Here is a 20,683-nt window from a genome sequence, read left to right as displayed (position 1 = left end):
CGCTGATGGAATCCCGCCTGACCGATCTCGAAATCAAGGTCGCCTTCCAGGAGGACCTGATCGAGACGCTCAACCTGACCGTTGCCCGCCAGCAGCAACAGCTCGACCTGCTGCAGGCCCAGTTCCGCGCGCTTTACCAGCAGGTGCGCGCCGCTGCACCTACGGGTGCCGAAGGCAACCCGCAGCACGAGATCCCTCCGCATTACTGACGCCGGCACGGCAAGCCAATGCGGCGCGGAACACATATTTAGGAACGATCGCCGGGATGGCCGGGTCACACTGGCTATCCACCGACAGATCCCCCGCGACCGTCCCGACACATGCCCCTGACCGTCCAGTCCCGCCAATCCCGGCGCCGCCATCTCCGATGGCTGCCGGCCGTGGCTATCGCCGCCTCGACACTTGGCACGGCCCACGCCGGCTACAACGTCTGGACCGGCGAGTACACGTTCACCAAGGCCGAACTGCAAAGCGCCGTGGACAAGAAGTTTCCGACTACGCTGCGTTATGGCGAACTGGTCAGCGTGCAGTTGTCCAATCCGCGGCTGGTGCTCGACGGGGCCACCAACCGCGTGACCACCCAGATGGACGCCGCCATGTCCAACACGATCCTGCCGGCGCCGCCGGTCAACGGCACGATGTCGCTCAACAGCGGCGTGAAGTACGACCCCACACGCCGCGCCGTGCTGCTGGACAACCCCACCGTCCAGGAAGTGCAGGTGCAGGGCATGAGCCAGTACACGCAACAGCTCAACGCCATCGGCGCCGTGGTGGCCGAACAGCTCCTCAAGGACTATCCGCTCTATACGTTCAAGCCCGAGGAACTGCGCTTCAATGGCAAGGACGTGCAGCCGGGCGCCATCACCGTGACGCCCAGCGGCATCAGCGTGAAGGTGGACCTGCGCTAACCCGCCCTAGCGCGCGGGCCGGAACACCAGCGCCAGGCCGGCCGGTATCGCCACCATGCCGACAAGCGCCAGCGGCGCCGGACGGTTGCCGAGGAACAGGTAATCCAGCAGCACGGTAGCCGGCGGCACCAGATAGAACAGGCTGGTAACGTTGACCAGGTTGCCGCGCTGGATCAGCCGGTAGAACAGCAGCGTTGCCAGCACCGAGATCACGATCCCCATCCAGAGCAGCGGCACGAAAAAGCCTGCCACCGGTTCGAAGTGGAACGGCTGGAACGGCAGGCAGGCCAGGCACATCAGCAGCGCCACCGTGTATTGCAGCGGCAGCACCTCCATCGGCGCCTGCTTCACACCCTTTTGCCAGACAGCCCCGGTGGTCATGCACGCCAGTGCGCCCAGCGCGCAAACCCAGCCGCCGGCCGACAGGCGCGCCGCCAGCAGGCTGTCGGCCACGATGGTGACCAGCCCGCCCAGCGCCAGCGCCAGTCCAGCCATCCGCACCAGCGAGACGCGCCGCTCCGACCACAACAGCGTCAGGATCGGCTGCACGCCAAGGACCGTCGCCAGAACGCCCGGCGTCATGCCGTGATCGAGCGCCAGCAGGTAGCAGATCGAATAGCCGCCGATCATCAGCGCGCCCGCCAGGGCCACGTGCCCGCGCGTACCGGCAGCTGGCAGCAGGCGGCGGCGCAGCAGCCCGATCGACGCCAGCACGCCGAGCGCGATGACAAAGCGCAATGTCAGGAAGGCAAAGGGCGAGGCATGCGCCAGGCCCCAGCGGCTGAAGATGGCGCCGCCGCTCCACAGCAGCACGAACAACGGGGTGGCACCATGTGCGGCCAGCAGGCGCGCACGCGTTTGCGTGGCAGCACCTGCCGCCACGGCATTTTTCTGGGAAGTCATTGGTTGGTCCTGTCGAAACCACGCAGGCCCCGGCGCGTGCTTACGCGGCAAGCGTCAGCACGTCATCCGTCAGGAAAGCCGGGGATAAAAAGCGGCGGAAATCAGCCGCGTGGGGGCGCCGTCGGAGGCGCCATGGGCGGCGCGAACGGGGGAGGCGCGACAGGACCGGCACCGAGCAGACCGCGCTCGCGCGCTGGCAGGCCGCAAGGTTCGGCGGCAATGGCAGCAACAGCGATGGGGGCAATGGCTCGGGGCGTCATGGTGTGATCGGTAGATCGGGGGGCCCGCAAGGCAAACGCAAATGCGCGGGCAACCGTCGGATCCTAGCCGTGCCGGCCGGCGGGGTCAACCGGCATCGAGCCCGAGCGACGCGGCCAGCACTGCCAGAGCGGGCCCGATCGGGGCGGAAATCTTGCAGGTCAGCAGCGGATCGGCACGCGTGGTGCCCAGGTTCAGCGCCGCGATCGGCAGGCCACGCTCGGCGGCCCACAGGCAGAAGCGGTAGCCCGAGAACACAGTCAGGGACGAACCGATCACCAGCATGCCATCGGCCCCATCGAGCGCAAGGCGGCCCGCGTCCACGCGCTCACGCGGTACCGATTCGCCAAAGAACACCACATCGGGCTTGAGCACGCCGCCGCAACGCTCGCAGTCGGGCACGGCAAAGTTGTCGAACAGCGGCGACTCCAGGTGCGCATCGCCATCGGCCGCCGGCAGCGCCGAGACATCGCGGAAGTCGGGATTGTGCAGCCAGAGCCAGCGCTGGATATAGGTGCGCGGATACTGCGTGGCGCACGACAGGCACACCACCTGCCCGATGCTGCCGTGCAGCTCGATCACATCGCGGCTGCCGGCGCGCTGGTGCAGGCCATCCACATTCTGGGTCACCAGGCCCGCCACGCGCCCGGCGTCGCCGAGCCGCGCCACCACGCGGTGGCTGATGTTCGGCTGCGCGGCGTCCGCCACGGGCCAGCCCACCATGCTGCGCGCCCAGTAGCGCTGGCGCGCCGGATGCCCGCTCAGGAACGCCGTGATCGTCATCGGCGCAGCGCGCTGCCAGCGCCCCTGTTCATCCCGATAGCCGGGAATGCCGGAATCGGTGCTGATACCGGCGCCGGTCAGCACGAACAGCCGCGGATGTCGTTCGACATGGTCGAGCAGTGCCGCGCCGGGGCTGTTGCGATCGTCGGGACCGTCGCGGTCTGCGGCGTGGCTCACGGATCCACCTTGACGCGCCCGACCTGGCGCGCTTCCCAGGCCTTCAGCTCCTGGCGATAGCGGTCCATCTCGTCGTTGTAGAAGTCGAACACGCACGGATCGCAGCCGCTCTGGCAGCACTCGTTGTCGCCGGGGCGCTCGGGCGGATGCGGCTTGGGATCATCGGGCGGCGGGAAGGACTCGGCAGCGGACACGGCTGTGCAGTGGAAGATCAAAACGGCGCCAGTATATGACGCCTGCCCGATCAGGGTCTTTGGTCCAATGCATGCGAAGGCAATCCCTGATATGCAGGAAACCGGGGCGATATTGAATTGTTTCGACAAGGCTGTGCCGGGCTGGACGCTGCTGATAGTGTTGTGGCGCCGAACCGGTACACGGCGGACTGCCTATTGCCATGGTCACTGCCACGCGCGTCACTTCCGCATTGCATCGGTCCGCCGCAGGCCTGGCGGCAATGCTGGCCTGCGCCGCCGCCATCGCGGCCGAAGCGGGCCGCCAGGTATTGCCGCCGCCCAACCCTGCCCCTACCGCCCCGCCGGTACTTGCACCCGCCACGCCCGGCAAGCCCGTTGCCGGCCCGGCGCTGCGGCCACATCCGGACGGCCGCCCGCGCATCTGCCTGGTGCTCTCGGGCGGCGGTGCGCGCGGCGCGGCGCATATCGGCGTACTGAAGGTGCTGGAATCGCTACGCGTGCCGGTGGACTGCATCGCCGGCACCAGCATGGGATCGCTGGTCGGCGGCGCGTACGCCACGGGCATGAGCACGGCCGATATGGAAAAGCTGGTTGGCGGCCTGTCGACCGACGCGCTGTTCAAGGAACGGCCACCGCGCCAGGACCTGGCCATCCGCCGCAAGATCGAGGATCACACCAACCTGGTGACGCCCGAGATCGGGGTGCGGTCAGACGGGCTGCTGCTGCCGAAGGGCGCGGTATCTGGCGTGCAACTCGAAACCGTGCTGCGCCAGCTGGCGAATGCGCCCGGCTATCGCAATTTCGACTCGCTGCCGATTCCCTACCGCGCCGTGGCCACCGACCTGGTAGCTGGTACGCCCGTGGTCTTCAGCGAGGGCGAACTCGCCAATGTCATGCGCGCCAGCATGTCGGTGCCCGGCGCGGTGGCGCCCACCGAGTACGAAGGCAAGCTGCTGGTCGATGGCGGGCTGACCGACAACCTGCCCGTGGATGTGGCGCGGGCCATGGGCGCCGACATCATCATCGCCGTGAACCTGGGCACGCCGCTGATGAAGCGCGAGGAATTGACCTCGCTGATCGGCGTGACCGGGCAGATGCTCAATATCCTGACCGAACAGAACGTGCGCACGTCGCTGGCGTCGCTGAAGCCGACCGACATCCTGATCGAACCCGCCCTGGGCGATTTCTCGGCCGGCGACTTCAATCACCTGCCCAAGACCATTCCGATTGGCGAAGCCGCCGCGCAGCGCGTTGCCGACCGCCTGTCCGCGCTGTCGCTGCCGGAAGACCAGTACGCCGCCCTGCGCGTCGCGCAGCGGGCGCTGCCCCCGCCCGATCTGCGGCCGGTCGACGAAATCCGCTTCGCGCCGCTGGAGCGTGTCAACCCGGCCTTTGCGTCCGCCACGATGGAAACCCGCCCGGGCGAGCCGATCTCGCAGGCCACGCTGGACCGCGACATGCGGCGCCTGTTCGGCACGGGCGATTTCGAGCATGTGAACTACCGCTTCCTGGAAGAACCGGGCAAGCGGGTGCTGAACGTGGAGGCCATCGAAAAGAGCTACGGGCCCGACTACCTTCGCTTCGGGCTGGGCCTGAGCTCGGACTTCCGTGGCAATGCCTACTTCAACCTGCTCGCCAGCTACCGCCGCACCTGGCTGAATTCGCTGGGCGCGGAATGGCGCAATGACGTGCAGGTGGGCCAGACGTCGAGCCTGGTCAGCGAGTTCTACCAGCCGCTCGATACGCGCCAGCAGTTCTTCGTGGCGCCGCGCATCGAGCTTGAACGCCGGCCCGTGAACGTCTACAGCGGCGACAGCAAGGTGGCCGAATACGACCTGCGCCGCACCGATATCGCGTTCGACGTGGGCAGCCAGTTCACCAAGTACGGCGAGGCACGGCTCGGCGTGCTGATCGGGCACCAGAACGTGTCGCTGTCCACCGGCCCCGAATCGCTCGCGCCAACCTCCGGCAGCGACGTGCAGCGGCGGGCCATCACCGGCCGGCTGCTGTTCGACCAGCTCGACAGCATCAACTTTCCGCGTTTTGGCTATGGCGGTTCGGTCAACGTGTTTTCGTCGCAGGCCGGCATGGGGGCGACCGATACCTATACGAAGGGCGAACTGACGGCAACGGGCGCGTATTCGTTCGGCAACAGCACGGTGAACCTGGGCATCCGCGCCGGCAGCAACATCGGCGGACCGGGACTGCCCCGCTACGACCTGTTCCAGTGGGGCGGATTCCTGCAGCAGTCCGGCTACAGCACCGGGCAACTGATCGGCGGCAATATCCAGTTCGCCCGGCTGGTCTACTACAACAAGCTCGTCAAGCAGACGCTGCTGGAAGGTGTCTACGCGGGGGCGTCGCTGGAAGCCGGCCGGGTGGGCGCGCCGCTGGTGGCGGGCAGCCCCACCGGGTTGCTGAAGTCCGGGTCGCTGTTCCTGGGCGTGGACAGCCCGATCGGTCCGCTCTACCTGGCCTACGGTCGGGCATCCGGCGGACACTATGCCTTCTACCTGTTCCTGGGCAAACCGTAGGCGAATGCGCCACAAAGTGCGGCACGCCAGACCCCCACGTTAGTTGTATGTAATGTCTCTGTGCGGCTCTCTATACTCGACGATGTCGGTTGGACCCCCGTCCTCCTGACACCCCCTTCCCCGGTCGCCGCCCCAATCGGCGACATTTTTTTGTCCGGAATTCGGCAATCTACGTGCCGGAGCGTTAAGATGCGCGATTATCGAACAGCGCATCGCCCCCCTGCCATGGACGCCCCCAATCCCATCCACCTCAAGCCAGCCCAGGCCGATACTGTCCGCGCCGCTCATCCGCCGGCCGACATTCTCAACAGCTTTGCCGGGGATCCGAATTTCATGCTGTCGCTGGCGCGCGGCCTGACCGTGCTGGAGGCGTTCTCGGAACGCAAGCGACCGCTCACTATCTCGCAGGTGGCCCAGCGCACGCAGTTGTCGCGTGCATCGGTGCGCCGCTGTCTCTATACGCTGGAGCAGCTGGGCTACGTGAGCCAGCAGGACGGGCACTTTGCCCTGCGGCCGCGCGTGCTGCATCTGGGGCATGCCTATTTCTCGTCGACGTCGCTGGTGTCGTCGGCGCAGCCCATCCTGGACACGCTGAGCGCGCGGGTTCACGAGACGTCGGCGCTGGCCATCCTCGATGGCATCGACATCCTGTACCTGGTGCGTTCCGAGGTGCATCGCGTGCTGACCCACGCGCTGGGCATGGGCAGCCGGTTGCCGGCGTATTGCACTTCCACGGGCCGGCTGCTGCTGGCCCACCAGCCGGACGCCGTGCTCGAAGCGTTCTTCGAACATGCCGAACTGCGCCCGCGCACGCTGCTGACCAAGGTCTCGCGTCCGGAACTGGAAGCGGCGTTCCAGCGCGCACGCGAACTGGACTATGTGCTGATCGACGAGGAACTGGAGCCGGGCCTTCGGGCGATTGCCGTGCCGGTGCGCGCCCAGACGGGCATGGTGGTGGCGGCCATCAGCGTGAGCGTGAAGGCCAACAAGGTTTCGGAATCCGAAATGATCGCGCGGCTGCTCGGCCCCATGCGCGAGGCGGCAGCCGCGATCGGCAAGCTGGTGGGAAGCTGACCCGCTGGAGGGCGGAGCCGGGGCTCAGCCCCGGTGCGCCAGTTCCAGCTGGAACACCAGGCGCTGCAGGAAGTTTTCCATGCGCCCATCCGGATTCAGGAACGCGCAGCCGTAGTGGTGGACGGTGTTGTCGTCAAACCCGACCAGCCAGTGGCCCACTACCTGCATGTCCAGCTCCAGGCGGCCCAGCTCGCCGAAATCGAGGCGGCACTTCTTGATGACCGTGCCCACCGGCAACTGGTCGGCGCCCACCTGGCGCGAGCGCAGACCCACGCCCGACAGCGAAAGGTCGGCAATATCGAGCTGCAGCGTGGACTTGTCGACCGAATCCGGCAGCACGATCTCGCAGCGATAGCCCTTGGTCAGCAGCGTACGGGCGCGGAAGTGGCGGCGGCGCTGGAAGTGGTAGAGCTTTTCGGGGAAGTCGGCGATAAAGGCCGGGCCACCTTCGAAACGCGTGGCACCGGGCGTGCCCACCATGAAGTTCACCGGCACACCACGCAGCAGGCCCGAAAAGGCGTTCTTCTCCGAACCCATCAGCGCCTGGCGCTCGGCATCGGCACGGCACCAGTCGAAAATGAACGTCTTGTTGGCCGGGTCGACGTGCAGGATCGACGTCACGATCTCCGAGCCATTGCGCGAGCGCACGTTCAGCAGGCACTTCTGCCAGGCCATGTCGCGCAGCACCGTACCGATCTGCGAGCTGTGCGTCAGCCGGTAGCGTTCATCCGACTGCGCAGAGTCCCGCTCGTCGGACTCGCCCTCGAACTGGGACAAGGATTGGCCTGCCTGCGGCCCGCGGGGATCTTGAAGACTCATGGAATACGCTACTTCTAATAGTGGTTGCGCCGCGGGTCGCCAGGGCGGGCGGGCAATGGATCTGTCAGCGCGCGGCGCGACAGCCGCCGCATGGTAAGCGCGCCACCTTAGCGACGCAAGCATATGCCATGGCCTTCGGCAAAATACGACGTAACTTTAGAAACCGACTTCGGTGGGGTAGCTTCCGCTGCGCTTTCCGCGGCGCTCCGTTACCCGATGGACGTGTCCGCCATGGCAGGTGCCGACCCAGGTATCGGCCGCCCCAGTTCGGCGCGCAACCACTGCAATAGCGCCTCTCGGCGCGGATCCCTGGCAAACGGCACCGGCGATATGAGGTGATACGCCGAGCCATCGGGCACAAACCCGCATGGCGCGGTCAGCCGGCCATCGGCCAGTTCGTCGGCAGCCATCCATTCGGACGCGACGGCCCAGCCCAGGCCGGCGCCCGCAGCCTGCAGACTCAGGTAGAAGTGTTCGTACCAGGCGTCGCGCTGTCCGGCCTGGCCACCTTTCGCGCCTTCCTCGCTGCCGGGCTGCGCCACCCCGGCGCTGCGGGCCCAGCGCTGCCAGGCGTCGGGGCGCGTGCGGGTATGCAGCCGCACTGCGTCGGCCAGCGCGACCGATGCCTGATCGGGCCGACAGACCGGCCCCACGCGCTCGGGCGCCAGTTCGCTGGCATGCCAGCGCGGGTCGAACGCGAAATCGTTTCGCCGCAGCGCAACATCGATGCCCTGGGCGGCAAAGTCCACCGGACCGCCGGCCGCCATCAGATGCAGCGGGATGTCCGGATGGACGGCCGAAAACCGGCTGAGCCGTGGAATCAGCCAGCGCATGGCAATGGTGGGTTCGCACGACAGCACCAGCGCCGCATTCGGGGCCGGCGCGCGGATCCGCTCGGCCGCCGCCGCCAGCAGATCCATCGATTGCGTGGCCGCAGCATGCAGGGTCTGGCCGGCTTCGGTCAGAAAGACCGCCCGGTTGCGCCGCTCGAACAGCGGCACGCCCAGCGCATCTTCCAGCTGCCGGATCTGGCGGCTGATCGCGCCGTGCGTCAGGTGCAGTTCGTCAGCGGCGCGGGCGAAATTCTGGTGCCTTGCCGCCGCCTCGAAAAAGCGGATCCAGCCCAGCCAGTGCATCGAAGCCATGCAATCAGTCAGTTTTTCTCACGGAATTACGCCAGTATAAATCGCTTTCCGTACCCATTTCTGCGAGACAAAATGGCGCCTGCCAGGCATCGCCGGCCGCCGCCTTCCACAATGAAAACTGACCATAAATGACTCCGCTTGCCGAACTTGCCGCCGTTGCCACGATCACCATCCTTGCCGTTATCAGCCCGGGGCCCGATTTCGCCATGGTCACCCGCAACAGCTACCTGTTCGGGCGGCGCACCGGGCTGCTGTGCGCGCTGGGCATCGCCATGGGGGTGCAGGTGCATGTGGCCTATACGATGTTCGGGGTGTCGCTGCTGATTGCCCATGCCCATGGGGTGCTGTCGGTCATCAAGCTGCTGGGCGCGGGATATCTGGTATGGATCGGCATCCAGACCCTGCGCAACCGCAAGGCCGTGACCGTTGACACCACGGCCGCACCAGCCATTTCCGGCGCGGCGGCCTGCCGCATGGGCTTTCTGACCAACGCGCTGAACCCGAAGACCACCCTGTTCGTGGTCAGCACCTACACGCAGGTGGTCAGCCCCCATACGCCGCTGGCGGCGCAGTTCGGCTACGGGTTGTTCATGTCGCTGGCGCACCTGGTGTGGTTCGGCATCGTCGCGTGGTGCTTCGGCTCGCCGGCGTTGCGCACGGCCATGCTGCGGCGCCAGCGGCTGCTGGACCGGGTCATCGGCACCACGCTGTGCGGGCTTGGCGTGGCGCTCGGTGTCAGCAACCTGGGGTAGCTGGCCGATAGGTGTCGCGCACGACGTGCCGCGCGCCTTCCTTGCTCAGGAAACTCTCGTAGAGCAGGAACCGGTCGACGTTCCATGGCGGCGGCGCCAGGTTGCTCAATGCACCAAGCCAGTCGCGCAGCAGCGGCTCGGGTACGCCCGGACGGCTGCGCGCGAGGGTCAGGTGCGGCCGGAAGCGGCGGGGATCGGGCGCGATGCCCTGGGTGTCGAGCACCGCGCTCACGGCATCGAACAGATCCTGCAATGGCGCCGACTCGGCCAGCCCGGCCCACAGGATCGAACCCTGCCGGCCCCGAAAGCGGCCGACGCCACTGACCTGCAGCATCAGGGGTTTGACGTCCACGGCATGCAGCGCCTGTGCGATGCCGGTGGTGGCCGCCACATCGCAATCGCCCAGGAAGCGCAACGTCAAGTGCAGTTGCGCGGCTGGCGTGGGCCGGATATCACGATGGGCGGGCAGGGTTTGCAGCAGCCTGTCCGCCAGCGTGGCCGGCGTGTCGATCGCGATAAATAACCGTGGCACCGTTCAATACAGCGCCAACGCGGCCTGGCCCGCCTGCGCGTGGCCCGGCCCACCGCCGTCGCCGGCCTGCAACACGCCCTCCAGGCCCAGCAGCGCACGCTTGCGGTCGACGCCGCCCGCATAGCCGGTCAGCGCTCCCGATGCGCCCAGGACACGATGGCACGGCACGATGACCGACAGAGGATTGCGCCCCACGGCCCCGCCCACCGCGCGCGAATGGCTCGGCGGCAGGCCCAGGCCGGCGCCCAATTGCCCGTACGTCGACGTTTCGCCAAATTCGATGTCGCACAGGGCCTGCCAGATCCGTTGCTGGAAGGCGCTGCCGGCAAACCGGATCGGCACCGTGAACGTATGCAGCCGGCCGTCGAAATAGGCGTCGAGTTCGTCCGCCGCCTGCGCCAGCACGCGCGCATCGGCGTCTGACGCCGGCACCGTGGCACCGGCCTGGCTGGGGTAGTACTTCTGCCCCGCGAAGAACACGCCCGTCAGCAGGCCGTCTTGCGCGCGCAGCAGGATATTGCCCAGCGGGCTGTCGATGATCTGATAGCTGTTCATGCTGCTTCTTCCTCGCTGTCCTTGATGTTGCTGTCCCTGGTGTCATTGCCGTCGACGCCACCAGCCGGCGCCTGCGCGCCATCCTTGATTTCCTCGTAGCGATGCCACAGGTGGATCGCGGCATAGGCGCGCCACGGGGCCCATTGCGCGGTCTTTGCCTGCATCGCCCGCACGGTGCTGACGTCCAGCACCTTGCGCAGCGCGTAATCCGTGCCCGGGAAGGCATCGGGCCAGCCCAGCGCGCGCATGGCTACGTACTGCGCCGTCCAGTCGCCAATGCCCTCGATCGCGCAAAGCCGTGCGACAGTGTCGTCCGGCGCCGCGTGCGGATCGAGCCGGATCTCCCCGGCCGCCACCTGCCGTGCCAGCGCCCTGATGGCGCGGACCTTCGCGACCGGCACGCCGGCCGCCTGGTAATCGGCATCGGGCAATGCAGCCAGCGCGTGCGCGGTCGGGAAGGCATGGGTCAGCGGCGCCACGGCATCGGGGGCCGTCGGCTGCACCAGGCCCGCCAGCGCTTGCGCCGGCAACGGTTCGCCGGCGATGCGCACCAGCCGCGCCAGGATGCGGCGCGCCTGCACCACCGAAATCACCTGTCCGACGATGGCCCGCACCGCAATTTCCAGCCCATCGAACGTGCCCGGCAGGCGCATGCCCGGCGTGTCCGCCGCCAGTTCGCCCAGATGGGCGTCCACGATATCGGGCCGGCAACCCAGGTCGCACAGGCGGCGCACCTTGCCCAGCGCCTGCGGAATCACGTGCGCCAGCGAGCCGGACAACGTCACGCGCACCACCGTGCGCTTCGGCAGATGTTCCAGCCGCACCCAGCCCAGATGGCGATGGCCGCCGGCCTCGATCGCAATCGTGCGCGTGTAGACCCCGGCAAGGCATTGGTCGATGCCGTCGACGGCCCGCACTGCCAGGAAGCCCAGCCATTCGGCCCAGGCCAGCGGCGGACGATAGCCGAGTTCGAAAACCAGGCGATCGGCCAGGCCGTCGGCAGCCCGCTTGCGCATCGCAAGTGGCGTCAGGCCATAGCGCTCCTTGAGCACGTCGTTGAAGCGGCGCACGCTGCCAAACCCGGCCGCCAGCGCCACCTGGGTCACGGGCAGCACGGTATCGGTCAGCAGGCGCTTGGCCAGCAGCAGCTTCTGCGTCTGCGCATATTCATGCACCGACACGCCGAACTCGGCATCGAACAACCGGCGCAGGTGACGCTCGGTCACGCCGATCCGCGCGGCCAGTTGCGCCACCCCGGCGCCCGTCATGAAGCCTTCGTCGATCAGTGTGGCGGCGGCCTGCGCCAGCCGTCCGGAGATGTCCGCCAGGCCATGGCCCGGGGCCAGTTCCGGACGGCAGCGCAGGCACGGCCGGAAGCCATGCTTTTCCGCTGCCGCAGCGGATTCGTAGAACGTGCAGTTTTCGCGCTTCGGCGTGCGCACCGCGCAGATCGGCCGGCAGTACACCCCCGTTGACGACACGCCTACGAAGAAGCGTCCGTCGAAGCGGCGGTCGTGTGATGCAACGGCCTTGTAGCAGGTGTCGGGATCGAGTTCCATGGCATGCATCCTACGCCAGCGCGGCGCATCGAATGCGCTGGAATCGGACATTCTCCTGAGGCCGTTCTGAAGGAATGGCGAAGTCGCTTTGCGCCCGATTCTGAAAGTGCGGTCGACCGCGTTGCACGGCACGCCGCTGAGGCTAGAATCTGCTCACCTGCGGCGTTGAGCGCCGCTTCTGGAGTTTGCATGAATCGTCGCCCCGCTGCCGGCATGACCCGCATGGCCGCCATTGCCGTGGTCCTCGCATGTGGCCTGAGCATCCCCGCCGCCCAGGCGGCGCGCACCGGTACGCTGGCGGCACCGCCGTCGGCCGCGCCAGTGGCACGCGCCACGCCCGTCACCACAGTGGAAGGCATCACCGAATACCGCCTGCCCAACGGACTGCGCGTCCTGCTGGCGCCCGACGACGCGCAACCCACCACCACGGTCAACATGACCTACCTGGTGGGCAGCCGCCACGAGAACTACGGCGAAACGGGCATGGCGCACCTGCTCGAACACCTGCTGTTCAAGGGCACGCCGTCGCTGCCGGGCAAGACCATTCCCACCGAGTTCGCGCGGCGCGGCATGCAGTACAACGGCACCACGAACCAGGACCGTACCAATTTCTTCGAGACCTTCGCGGCCAGCGAGGACAACCTGGACTGGGCATTGCGCATGGAGGCCGACCGCATGGTCAACAGCTTCGTCGCGCGCAAGGACCTGGACAGCGAAATGACCGTGGTGCGCAACGAAATGGAGATTGGCGAGAACAACCCCATGCGCATGCTGCAGCAGCAGATGTACGCGGCGGCCTACCGCTGGCACAACTACAGCAAGGCCGTGATCGGCGCGCGCAGCGACATGGAACGCGTGGGCATCGACAACCTGCAGGCGTTCTATCGCCGCTACTGCCAGCCCGACAACGCGGTGCTGGTGGTCACCGGGCAGTTCGACGCGGCGCGCACGCTGGCCCGGATCGAACAGGCCTTCGGACCGATTCCGCGTCCGGCGCGTGTGCTGCCGACCGAATACACGGTCGAGCCCGCCCAGGAAGGCGCGCGCGAACTGACGCTGGTGCGGCCTGGCGACAGCAGCATCGTGTCCGCGATGTATCACGTGGCGCCCGGCGCCCACCCCGACATCACCGCGCTGGACATGCTGGCGGTCATCCTGGCGGACACGCCGGGCGGCCGGCTCGAGCGCAGCCTCGTGGACACCCGCAAGGCGGCATGGCAGGGGTCGTTCTTCACGTCGATGAAGGATCCGGGGGTGATCCAGTTTGCGGCGGGCACCAGCAAGGATCGTCCGATCGAACCGGTGCGCGATGCGCTGATCGCCACGGTGGAAGGTGTCGCGACGCATCCGGTCACCGACGAGGAAATCGAGCGCGCCCGTGTGCGGCTGCGCAACGCCTATGAGAAAACGCTGAACGATCCGGCCGCCTACGGCGTGGCGCTGTCGGGGGCGATTGCCAAGGGTGACTGGCGGCTGTTCTTCATCAACCGCGACCGCGTGGAGACCACGACCCGGGCCGACGTGCAACGTGTGGCGGAAAACTACTTCCGCCCGGCCAATCGCACGGTGGGCGAGTTCGTGCCGGGCGACAAGCCGCAGCTGGCGGCCATCCCGGCCGCGCCCGACCTGGCCGCGCTGACGCAGCACTACACGGGCAAGCCGGCCGCGCAGGCGGTGGCCGCCTTCGATCCGAGCCCGGCGAATATCGACGCGCATACGGTGCGCCAGACGCTGCCCAATGGCATGCAGCTGGCGTTGCTGTCCAAGCCCACGCGCGGTGGCGCGGTCAATGGCACGCTGATCCTGCGCATCGGCAACCTCCAGGCGCTGCAGGGCAAGAATTCGGTCGGATCGCTGACCGGCGCGATGCTCGACCGCGGCGCGGGCGCGTTCACGCGGCAACAGATCGCCGACCGCTTCGAGGCCCTGAAGGCCAACGTATCGATTTCCGGCAGCGACGAACGCGTGACTGTCCGCTTCGACACGCGGCGCGAGTACCTGCCCGACCTGCTGGCATTGCTGCGCACCGTGCTGCGCATGCCGACCTTCCCGGGCAACGAACTGGAGACGTTACGGGCCAGCAGCATCGCCGGCATCGAGAGCCAGCGCAAGCAGCCCAACGCGCTGGCGCCGAATGCCCTGGGACGCCACGGCAATCCGTACCCGCCCGGCGACCCGCGCTACACGCCAACGTTTGACGAAAGCGTGGCGCAGTTGCGTACCGTATCGGTTGCCGACCTGCGGGACTTCCACGCGCGCTTTTATGGCGCGGAGCATGCCCAGCTGGCGATTGTTGGCGATTTCGATGCCAATGACGCAGTCCGGCAGGCGGAATTCCTGTTTGGCGACTGGCGAGCCGAGGTGCCATTCGAGCGGGTGGACCGGCCTTTCGTGGCCATTCCGGCTACCGATTTCACGCTCGACACACCCGGCAAGGCCAATGCGGTCTACTTGGCCGCGCAGCCCGTGGATCTGGTCAGCGACTCGCCCGACTACCCGCTGATGCTGATCGCGAGCCGCGTGTTCGGCGGCACCGGCATGCGCAGCCGGCTGGCCGACCGTCTGCGCCAGGTGGACGGCCTCAGCTATGGGGTGTCCAGTTCGCTGACGATTGGCGCGCTCGATCGCGCGGGACGGTTCGGGCTCTGGGCGGCCTATGCTCCGCAGAACCTGCCGCGTCTGCGCAAGGCCGTCGACGAAGAGATGGCACGCTTTGTCCGCGACGGCATCACGGCCAGCGAACTGTCGGAAGCCACCAGCGGCCTGCTGCAGCAAGGCATGGTCAGCCGCACGCGCGATGGCGCGCTGGCTGGCGCGCTGGCCAACCAGGCGTACTTGGGCCGGACCATGGCCCATACGGCGGCCATCGAGGAAGCCATCCGGACGGCCACGCCCGCAGCCGTCAATGCCGCGATCCGGCGCTATCTGGGCCCGGCCATGCTGACGCAGGCATTTGCCGGCGATTTCGGCGTGGGCAACGGGGTGCCGGCGGCGGTTCCAGCCGAAGCCGGGACACCCGCGGCCGCCGCACCGCCCGACGCCAGCAAGCCTTGAGACGCCCAGTAACGTGGCCCTTGAGACAACCGCCCGATCACTGTATATTTATACAGTCCATTTTGTGACTTGAGGTGTGGATGTCAATTGTGCGAGCTGGCAGCAAGGCGGAAGCGCTCAGGCTTCTGGCCTCGGAGCAGGCGCTTGGGCTTGAGCTGGACTATGAGACCGGATGGCAGGACGCCATCGAACTCGGCCGGCTTGGCGAGAAGCGCGGCATCAAGGTGCAATACCGCGGACAGGAAAGTATCGCCGTCCGCTCACGTGAAGCCCTGCAGGAAGGGCTGAGCAGGCCCAAGACCACGTTCCGGCAGCGCAACCTGTACTGCCAGTTCGACCTCGGCCTGCTGGCCGATCGGGAATTGCTGGACCTTGAAGCCAAGGCATCGCGCCTTGGCGATTACATCCTGGCGGGCCATCTGCTGCGGGAAGTCGACACGATCTGGGCCTGAGCCCAGATCGTCGGCGCAGCGTCACCGCGTCGCGGGCTTATTGCCAGACGCGCGTGGCGCCGGCCCAGCGTGCGGCCGCCGACACGTGCATCAGCGCGCAGTCGGCCTCGGTGGCAGGCAGGGAGGGTTCGGCAGCGGTCGTCACGTTGGAGCACAACACGGCCGTGACCAGCGTCTTGATATGGCCGCGCCCGGTATCGGCAAGCTCGGCCAGCCGGTCGTATCCGTCGAGCACGATCAGGCTGTCGCCGGCACGCGGATCAAGATCCAGCGAGTAGAGATGGTCGCATTCGCAGCGCATGGTGCCGCCCGCCACCGCCACGACAATGGCGCTGGGCAGCGCCAGTCCGCAATCGCGGACGGCCTGGCGCAGGCGGTCGAGATGCGCCTGGGCACGATAGTCGCGGGCCGAATGCGTCGGCTCAGGGCCGTTCGACAGTGCCATCAACGTGTCGGCCGACACCACCAGCGTGTAGGCCTGCAGCATGGTGCGATACGTCGCCACCACGGCGCGCAGGCGATGCACCGCGCCGTGATCTGCAGCGGCCATCCCCTGTGGGGCCGCAACCTGGATCTTGCTCATCCTGTCTCCTATCCCCTCGGGTCAGTCCGCTGCGTTCAGCCGGATCAGTCGCGCAGCAGCTGCTTGGCGATGATCAGTTGCTGGATCTGCGTGGTGCCTTCGTACAGGCGCAGCAGGCGCACATCGCGGTAGAACCGCTCGGCCGTGTATTCGGCAATGTAGCCGGCACCGCCGTGGATCTGCACGGCGCGATCGGCCACGCGGCCCACCATTTCGGTACAGAACATCTTGGTGCAGGACGCCAGCATGCTCACTTCGGGGTCGCTCTGGCCGGCCGGCTTGGCGTCGTAGCGCTGCGCGCAGTCGCGCACCATCGACAGGCCGGCGTACAGTTCGGCCTGGCTGTCGGCCAGCATGGCCTGGATCAGCTGGAAGTCGCCAATCGGCTTGCCGAACTGCTTGCGCTCCTTCGCATAGGCCACGGCATCGGTAATCAGGCGATGTGCCATGCCGCAAGCCAGCGCGGAGATATGCAGGCGGCCACGGTCCAGCACCTTCATGGCCGTCTTGAAGCCCACGCCCGGCACGCCGCCGATGATGTTCGCGGCCGGCACGCGCACGTTTTCGAGCACCACGTCGCACGTCTTGGTGCCGCGCTGGCCCATCTTCTTGTCGGGCTTACCCAACGAGATGCCCGGGGTGTCGGCCGGCACGATGAACGACGAAATGCCCGAGGCACCGGGGCCGCCCGTGCGGGCCATCAGCGTGAAGGCGCCGGCACGCGGTGCGTTGGTAATGAACCGCTTGGTGCCGTTGATGACGTAGTGGTCGCCATCCAGCTCGGCACGCGTCTGCAGCGATGCGGCGTCCGAACCGGCGTTCGGCTCGGTCAGCGCGAAGGAGATGACCAGTTCGCCGCTGGCGATCTTGGGCAGGTAGGTCTGCTTCTGCTCTTCGGTGCCATCCATCAGGATGCCCTGCGAGCCAATGCCCACGTTGGTGCCGAAAACCGAGCGGAACGCGAAGGCCGTGTGGCCGAGGTCGTAGACCACATCGCATTCCTGCGACATCGACAGGCCGATGCCACCGTAGTTTTCCGGGATGGAGATGCCGAACAGGCCCATCTCCTTCATGTCGGCCACGATGTCGGCCGGCACGTCATCGATTTCCTCGAGAGTATCTTCGGCCGGCTTCAGGCGCTCATCGATGAAACGCTGCACGGAGGCGCGCAGCAGGGAAAAGGATTCGGCGTCGAGGGCCATGACAGTCTCCGGGTGAGTCGGTACAACAACAATGGCCGCCAATGGTACGCCGACCATCGATTTTGACAATCCACGCCAACTTGGACAGAACCGTCAAGATAATTTGACAATAGACAGAAAGGCTCTATTGATCACATTTCTTGCGGGCCAGCGCTTCACGCGTATAGCCATGACTCACCCGTAGCTGGTGTTCGATCTCGTCGGCCTGGTCCAGGCAGGCGAACACCAGGTCGTCCCGGAATTTCTGCGTGACACCACGCAGACGCGGGGCTTCATAGGAAATCTGCCGCGCGCGGCAGCGCAGGAACAGCAGCGTTTCCTCGGAGGCCGTCCGCAGTTGCGCCTTGTTGATGCGCTGGCACTGCACGAGGTTGGGATCGCCCTCGGCAAGCGCGGCCACGGCGGGCAGCCACAGCAACGGTGCCAGCAGGAACGGCAGGAAGCGCGGATTGGACATTGACAAGGGAGTTGAAAGGCACGGCGTTCGGAATCGAACTGCATGATTGCCCAGCCGTGCGGCCCACGCAAGCCACGCCGGTGACCGACGTCATCTGTCAGGATTTTCGTGCCGCTACGGTGCGCTTTGTAAAAACTCTATTCAGCCAGTCGGACAATGCGGCGCAAAACCGCTAGTGGCAAGGCATTTGCAATACGCAGGCGGCACAATGAAAGCCAACCCCCTTGGGTGGCCGGCCGTTCCGCGCTACGCTAGGCGGGCACACGGGCCCGACTTGCGACGCCCCAGGGCCGGCATGGTGGTCTTGCCGGTTCACGTCGCACCTCGCTCTCCTCGTCCGTACCCAGCGGGCCCCCGCCGCCAAGCCAAGAACAGAAGGTCCTATGACAGACATCGCCTCCTCCGCCGTCAACGGCACGGCACCGTCCCCCGAAGAAACCAGAAAGCGCGTCTTTGCCATCGTGGCCGCGTCGTCGGGCAATCTCGTGGAATGGTTCGACTTCTATATCTACGCATTCAGCGCGATCTATTTCGCGCCGGCCTTCTTCCCGAAGGGCGATCCTACGGCGCAACTGCTGAACACCGCCGGCGTGTTTGCGGCGGGCTTCCTGATGCGACCGATCGGCGGCTGGCTGTTTGGCCGCATCGCCGACCGCAACGGCCGCAAGAACTCGCTGCTGATCTCGGTGGTCATGATGTGCTTCGGCTCGCTGCTGATTGCCTGCCTGCCCACCTACGCGTCCATCGGCAACTGGGCGCCGGCGCTGCTGCTGGTGGCGCGGCTGCTGCAGGGCCTGTCGGTCGGCGGCGAATACGGCACCACCGCCACGTACATGAGCGAAGTGGCGCTCAAGGGCCGGCGCGGGTTCTTCTCGTCGTTCCAGTACGTGACCCTGATCGGCGGCCAGTTGCTGGCCGTGCTGGTCATCGTGCTTCTGGAACAGTTGCTGACCGAAGCCGAACTGAAATCCTACGGCTGGCGCATCCCGTTCGTGGTGGGTGCCGTCACGGCCGTCGTGGCGTTGTTGCTGCGCCGCACGCTGCATGAGACCACCACCGCGCAGCAGCGCAACAGCAAGGAAGCGGGCACCGTGAGCGAGATCTTCCGCCATCACAAGGCGGCGTTCTTCACCGTGCTCGGCTATACGGCCGGCGGGTCGCTGATCTTCTACACGTTCACCACGTACATGCAGAAGTTCCTGGTCAACACGGCCCACCTGCCGATCAAGACCACCAGCTACGTGATGACGGTCTGCCTGTTCCTCTACATGTGCATGCAGCCGTTCTTCGGTGCGCTGTCCGACCGCATCGGCCGCCGCCACAACATGATGCTGTTTGGCGCGCTGGGCACCATCGCCACGGTGCCGATCCTGACCGCGCTGAAGACGGTGTCCAGCCCGGAACTTGCCGGTCTGCTGATCTGCGTGGCACTGGCCATCGTCAGCTTCTATACGTCGATCAGCGGCATCGTGAAGGCCGAGATGTTCCCGCCCGAAGTGCGCGCGCTGGGCGTGGGCCTGGCCTACGCCATCGCCAACGCGCTGTTCGGCGGCACGGCCGAATACGTGGCGCTGGGCCTGAAGTCGATGGGCCACGAGACGTCGTTCTACTGGTATGTCACCGTCATGATGGCCATCGCCTTCCTGGTCAGCCTGCGGCTGCCGCGCCAGGCGAAGTACCTGCATCACGAGCACTGAGACACCCGCCGAGACGCGCACACCTGGCGTCATGGCAAACTGAGGGGCCTTCGGGCCCCTTTTTCATTTCCGCGCCAGCTTCGTCATGGACCTCAACGCCCTGCGCCTGTTCGTCGATATCGTCGACGCCGGCAACCTCAGCGCCGCCGCGCGCAAGCTCAAGATGACGCGCGCCAATGTCAGCTACCACCTCAAGGCGCTGGAAGAAGAACTGGGCGTGCAGCTGCTGCGCCGGACCACGCGCCACGTGGAACCCACGCCGGTAGGTGCCGGGCTCTACGAGCATGGCCGGAACATCCTGGGCGAGGTGGCGGCCGCCAATGCGCTGATCAGCAGCATGGGCAAGAGCCTGCAGGGCCATGTGCGGCTGTCGGTACCTACCGGCCTGGGGCACGCCATGCTGTCGCCGCTGCTGGTGCAGTTCAAGCAGCGCTATCCCGACATCACGCTCGACGTGGTGTTCGACAACCGCATCCACAACCTGGTCTCGGAAGATGTCGAGGTGGCGCTGCGCATCATCTCGACGCCACCCGATTCGGTTGTTGCGACCGAGATCGGCTCGGTCGACTGGATTGTCTGCGGCGCACCGGCCTATCTGGCCGGCAGGCCGAAGCCGTCGGTGCTGGCCGACCTTGGCACCCATGCCATCGTTTGCGCATCGCCAATCGGCCAGAAACTCAAGGCTTCGGGTATCCGTCACGCCACCGGCGAGCGCGAACAGGTGGTGCTGGCGCCCACGCTGAGCTCCGAAAACTTCGCGTTCCTGAAGGATGCGGTGGTCAGCGGCCTGGGCATCGGCATCTTCCCGCTCTACGCGGTGGGCAAGGATCTGGAAGACGGCACGCTGGTGCCGCTGCTGGCCGACTACCGCATCAGCGTGTTCGGCAGCAAGCTCTACATGCTGACGATGCCCAATCGCTACCAGACCATGGCCACGCGCTACCTGCTGACGTTCCTGAAGACCGAGCTGCAGGCAATCTGGCCTCGCATGCGCGGCGACAGTGCCTATAGTGAGAACACTCAGGACTAAACCGCGCCCAAGCGC

General features: G+C 66.7%; 20 protein-coding genes. 9 read left to right on the top strand and 11 right to left on the bottom strand.

Annotation, left to right across the window (positions count from 1 at the left end; genetic code table 11):
• Positions 1-5 precede the first annotated feature (5 nt).
• Positions 6-209, top strand: coding sequence for a SlyX family protein (locus ACOABP_RS24420; protein WP_066732556.1), 204 nt, complete (start codon positions 6-8; stop codon positions 207-209).
• Positions 210-320: 111 nt separating this feature from the next.
• A complete protein-coding gene (locus ACOABP_RS24415) occupies positions 321-908 on the top strand; it encodes a DUF1439 domain-containing protein (RefSeq protein ID WP_474228195.1) in 588 nt (195 codons plus the stop codon).
• A 6-nt stretch (positions 909-914) separates the two neighbouring features.
• On the opposite strand, the gene ACOABP_RS24410 is transcribed toward ACOABP_RS24415, so the two are convergent.
• The 3 genes from ACOABP_RS24410 to ACOABP_RS24400 all read right to left on the bottom strand — a co-directional run bounded on the left by ACOABP_RS24410 (position 915) and on the right by ACOABP_RS24400 (position 3,223).
• Positions 915-1,811: a DMT family transporter gene (locus ACOABP_RS24410; protein WP_474228193.1), complete on the bottom strand. Its 897-nt coding sequence runs from the start codon at positions 1,809-1,811 to the stop codon at positions 915-917.
• A gap of 345 nt (positions 1,812-2,156) precedes the next feature.
• Positions 2,157-3,029, bottom strand: a complete 873-nt coding sequence (locus tag ACOABP_RS24405; RefSeq protein WP_474228191.1) for an NAD-dependent protein deacetylase — start codon at positions 3,027-3,029, stop codon at positions 2,157-2,159.
• Positions 3,026-3,223: an oxidoreductase-like domain-containing protein gene (locus ACOABP_RS24400; protein ID WP_474228190.1), complete on the bottom strand. Its 198-nt coding sequence runs from the start codon at positions 3,221-3,223 to the stop codon at positions 3,026-3,028. Before ACOABP_RS24400 ends, ACOABP_RS24405 begins: the two co-directional genes overlap by 4 nt.
• A gap of 200 nt (positions 3,224-3,423) precedes the next feature.
• Between ACOABP_RS24400 and ACOABP_RS24395 the strand changes: the two genes are divergently transcribed.
• Positions 3,424-5,757 (top strand): patatin-like phospholipase family protein, encoded by a 2,334-nt coding sequence (locus ACOABP_RS24395; RefSeq protein ID WP_474228188.1) that lies wholly within the window; start codon positions 3,424-3,426, stop codon positions 5,755-5,757.
• A gap of 225 nt (positions 5,758-5,982) precedes the next feature.
• A complete protein-coding gene (locus tag ACOABP_RS24390) occupies positions 5,983-6,831 on the top strand; it encodes an IclR family transcriptional regulator domain-containing protein (RefSeq protein ID WP_029051034.1) in 849 nt (282 codons plus the stop codon).
• 24 nt (positions 6,832-6,855) lie between these two features.
• Here ACOABP_RS24390 and ACOABP_RS24385 read toward each other — a convergent pair whose 3' ends face one another.
• Complete coding sequence (locus tag ACOABP_RS24385) at positions 6,856-7,650, bottom strand: flagellar brake protein (protein WP_474228187.1); 795 nt, start codon at positions 7,648-7,650, stop codon at positions 6,856-6,858.
• Between the two features lie 209 nt (positions 7,651-7,859).
• Positions 7,860-8,786 (bottom strand): LysR substrate-binding domain-containing protein, encoded by a 927-nt coding sequence (locus ACOABP_RS24380; RefSeq protein ID WP_474230531.1) that lies wholly within the window; start codon positions 8,784-8,786, stop codon positions 7,860-7,862.
• A 137-nt stretch (positions 8,787-8,923) separates the two neighbouring features.
• Between ACOABP_RS24380 and ACOABP_RS24375 the strand changes: the two genes are divergently transcribed.
• A complete protein-coding gene (locus tag ACOABP_RS24375; RefSeq protein ID WP_474228186.1) occupies positions 8,924-9,547 on the top strand; it encodes a LysE family translocator in 624 nt (207 codons plus the stop codon).
• Here ACOABP_RS24375 and thpR read toward each other — a convergent pair.
• Genes thpR through ACOABP_RS24360 form a run of 3 tightly spaced genes read right to left on the bottom strand, consistent with a single transcriptional unit; the run spans position 9,531 to position 12,193 of the window.
• Positions 9,531-10,079 carry an RNA 2',3'-cyclic phosphodiesterase gene (gene thpR / locus ACOABP_RS24370; RefSeq protein ID WP_474228185.1) on the bottom strand — a complete coding sequence of 183 codons (549 nt, stop codon included), beginning with the start codon at positions 10,077-10,079 and terminating at the stop codon, positions 9,531-9,533. The genes ACOABP_RS24375 and thpR overlap by 17 nt on opposite strands.
• 3 nt (positions 10,080-10,082) lie before the next feature.
• The gene (locus ACOABP_RS24365) at positions 10,083-10,634 is read right to left on the bottom strand and encodes a methylated-DNA--[protein]-cysteine S-methyltransferase (protein WP_474228184.1); all 552 of its coding nucleotides are present in this window, start codon (positions 10,632-10,634) and stop codon (positions 10,083-10,085) included.
• Positions 10,631-12,193 (bottom strand): DNA-3-methyladenine glycosylase 2 family protein, encoded by a 1,563-nt coding sequence (locus ACOABP_RS24360; RefSeq protein WP_474228183.1) that lies wholly within the window; start codon positions 12,191-12,193, stop codon positions 10,631-10,633. The genes ACOABP_RS24365 and ACOABP_RS24360 overlap by 4 nt, the downstream gene beginning before the upstream one ends.
• A 189-nt stretch (positions 12,194-12,382) precedes the next feature.
• Between ACOABP_RS24360 and ACOABP_RS24355 the strand changes: the two genes are divergently transcribed.
• Together ACOABP_RS24355 and ACOABP_RS24350 are read left to right on the top strand one after the other, a co-directional pair.
• Positions 12,383-15,247 (top strand): M16 family metallopeptidase, encoded by a 2,865-nt coding sequence (locus ACOABP_RS24355; RefSeq protein ID WP_474228182.1) that lies wholly within the window; start codon positions 12,383-12,385, stop codon positions 15,245-15,247.
• 80 nt (positions 15,248-15,327) lie between these two features.
• Positions 15,328-15,699 carry a PHA-granule associated protein 4 gene (locus ACOABP_RS24350; protein ID WP_474228181.1) on the top strand — a complete coding sequence of 124 codons (372 nt, stop codon included), beginning with the start codon at positions 15,328-15,330 and terminating at the stop codon, positions 15,697-15,699.
• 37 nt (positions 15,700-15,736) lie between these two features.
• Here ACOABP_RS24350 and ACOABP_RS24345 read toward each other — a convergent pair whose 3' ends face one another.
• The 3 genes from ACOABP_RS24345 to ACOABP_RS24335 form a co-directional block, all read right to left on the bottom strand.
• Positions 15,737-16,282, bottom strand: coding sequence for a hypothetical protein (locus tag ACOABP_RS24345; protein WP_474228180.1), 546 nt, complete (start codon positions 16,280-16,282; stop codon positions 15,737-15,739).
• A gap of 44 nt (positions 16,283-16,326) precedes the next feature.
• The gene (locus ACOABP_RS24340) at positions 16,327-17,484 is read right to left on the bottom strand and encodes an acyl-CoA dehydrogenase family protein (protein ID WP_474228179.1); all 1,158 of its coding nucleotides are present in this window, start codon (positions 17,482-17,484) and stop codon (positions 16,327-16,329) included.
• A gap of 124 nt (positions 17,485-17,608) precedes the next feature.
• A complete protein-coding gene (locus ACOABP_RS24335) occupies positions 17,609-17,941 on the bottom strand; it encodes a hypothetical protein (RefSeq protein ID WP_474228178.1) in 333 nt (110 codons plus the stop codon).
• 383 nt (positions 17,942-18,324) lie between these two features.
• Here ACOABP_RS24335 and ACOABP_RS24330 point away from each other — a divergent pair, with 383 nt between their 5' ends.
• Positions 18,325-19,638: an MFS family transporter gene (locus tag ACOABP_RS24330; protein ID WP_474228177.1), complete on the top strand. Its 1,314-nt coding sequence runs from the start codon at positions 18,325-18,327 to the stop codon at positions 19,636-19,638.
• A gap of 85 nt (positions 19,639-19,723) precedes the next feature.
• Entirely contained in the window at positions 19,724-20,668 is a 945-nt protein-coding gene (locus tag ACOABP_RS24325) for a LysR family transcriptional regulator (protein WP_474228176.1), read from the top strand.
• Positions 20,669-20,683 lie beyond the last annotated feature (15 nt).

This window comes from Cupriavidus sp. HE11, from assembly GCF_056097175.1.
Note: the sequence above shows the minus strand (reverse complement) of the source record. Positions and strands in the feature narration are given on the sequence as shown.

Coding starts and splice junctions, on each gene's coding strand:
- ACOABP_RS24420 (WP_066732556.1), top strand. CDS start 6: ATGGAATCCCGCCTGACCGATCTCGAAATCAAGGTCGCCTTCCAGGAG.
- ACOABP_RS24415 (WP_474228195.1), top strand. CDS start 321: ATGCCCCTGACCGTCCAGTCCCGCCAATCCCGGCGCCGCCATCTCCGA.
- ACOABP_RS24410 (WP_474228193.1), bottom strand. CDS start 1,811: ATGACTTCCCAGAAAAATGCCGTGGCGGCAGGTGCTGCCACGCAAACG.
- ACOABP_RS24395 (WP_474228188.1), top strand. CDS start 3,424: ATGGTCACTGCCACGCGCGTCACTTCCGCATTGCATCGGTCCGCCGCA.
- ACOABP_RS24390 (WP_029051034.1), top strand. CDS start 5,983: ATGGACGCCCCCAATCCCATCCACCTCAAGCCAGCCCAGGCCGATACT.
- ACOABP_RS24385 (WP_474228187.1), bottom strand. CDS start 7,650: ATGAGTCTTCAAGATCCCCGCGGGCCGCAGGCAGGCCAATCCTTGTCC.
- ACOABP_RS24380 (WP_474230531.1), bottom strand. CDS start 8,786: ATGCACTGGCTGGGCTGGATCCGCTTTTTCGAGGCGGCGGCAAGGCAC.
- ACOABP_RS24375 (WP_474228186.1), top strand. CDS start 8,924: ATGACTCCGCTTGCCGAACTTGCCGCCGTTGCCACGATCACCATCCTT.
- ACOABP_RS24365 (WP_474228184.1), bottom strand. CDS start 10,634: ATGAACAGCTATCAGATCATCGACAGCCCGCTGGGCAATATCCTGCTG.
- ACOABP_RS24360 (WP_474228183.1), bottom strand. CDS start 12,193: ATGGAACTCGATCCCGACACCTGCTACAAGGCCGTTGCATCACACGAC.
- ACOABP_RS24355 (WP_474228182.1), top strand. CDS start 12,383: ATGAATCGTCGCCCCGCTGCCGGCATGACCCGCATGGCCGCCATTGCC.
- ACOABP_RS24350 (WP_474228181.1), top strand. CDS start 15,328: ATGTCAATTGTGCGAGCTGGCAGCAAGGCGGAAGCGCTCAGGCTTCTG.
- ACOABP_RS24345 (WP_474228180.1), bottom strand. CDS start 16,282: ATGAGCAAGATCCAGGTTGCGGCCCCACAGGGGATGGCCGCTGCAGAT.
- ACOABP_RS24340 (WP_474228179.1), bottom strand. CDS start 17,484: ATGGCCCTCGACGCCGAATCCTTTTCCCTGCTGCGCGCCTCCGTGCAG.
- ACOABP_RS24335 (WP_474228178.1), bottom strand. CDS start 17,941: ATGTCCAATCCGCGCTTCCTGCCGTTCCTGCTGGCACCGTTGCTGTGG.
- ACOABP_RS24330 (WP_474228177.1), top strand. CDS start 18,325: ATGACAGACATCGCCTCCTCCGCCGTCAACGGCACGGCACCGTCCCCC.
- ACOABP_RS24325 (WP_474228176.1), top strand. CDS start 19,724: ATGGACCTCAACGCCCTGCGCCTGTTCGTCGATATCGTCGACGCCGGC.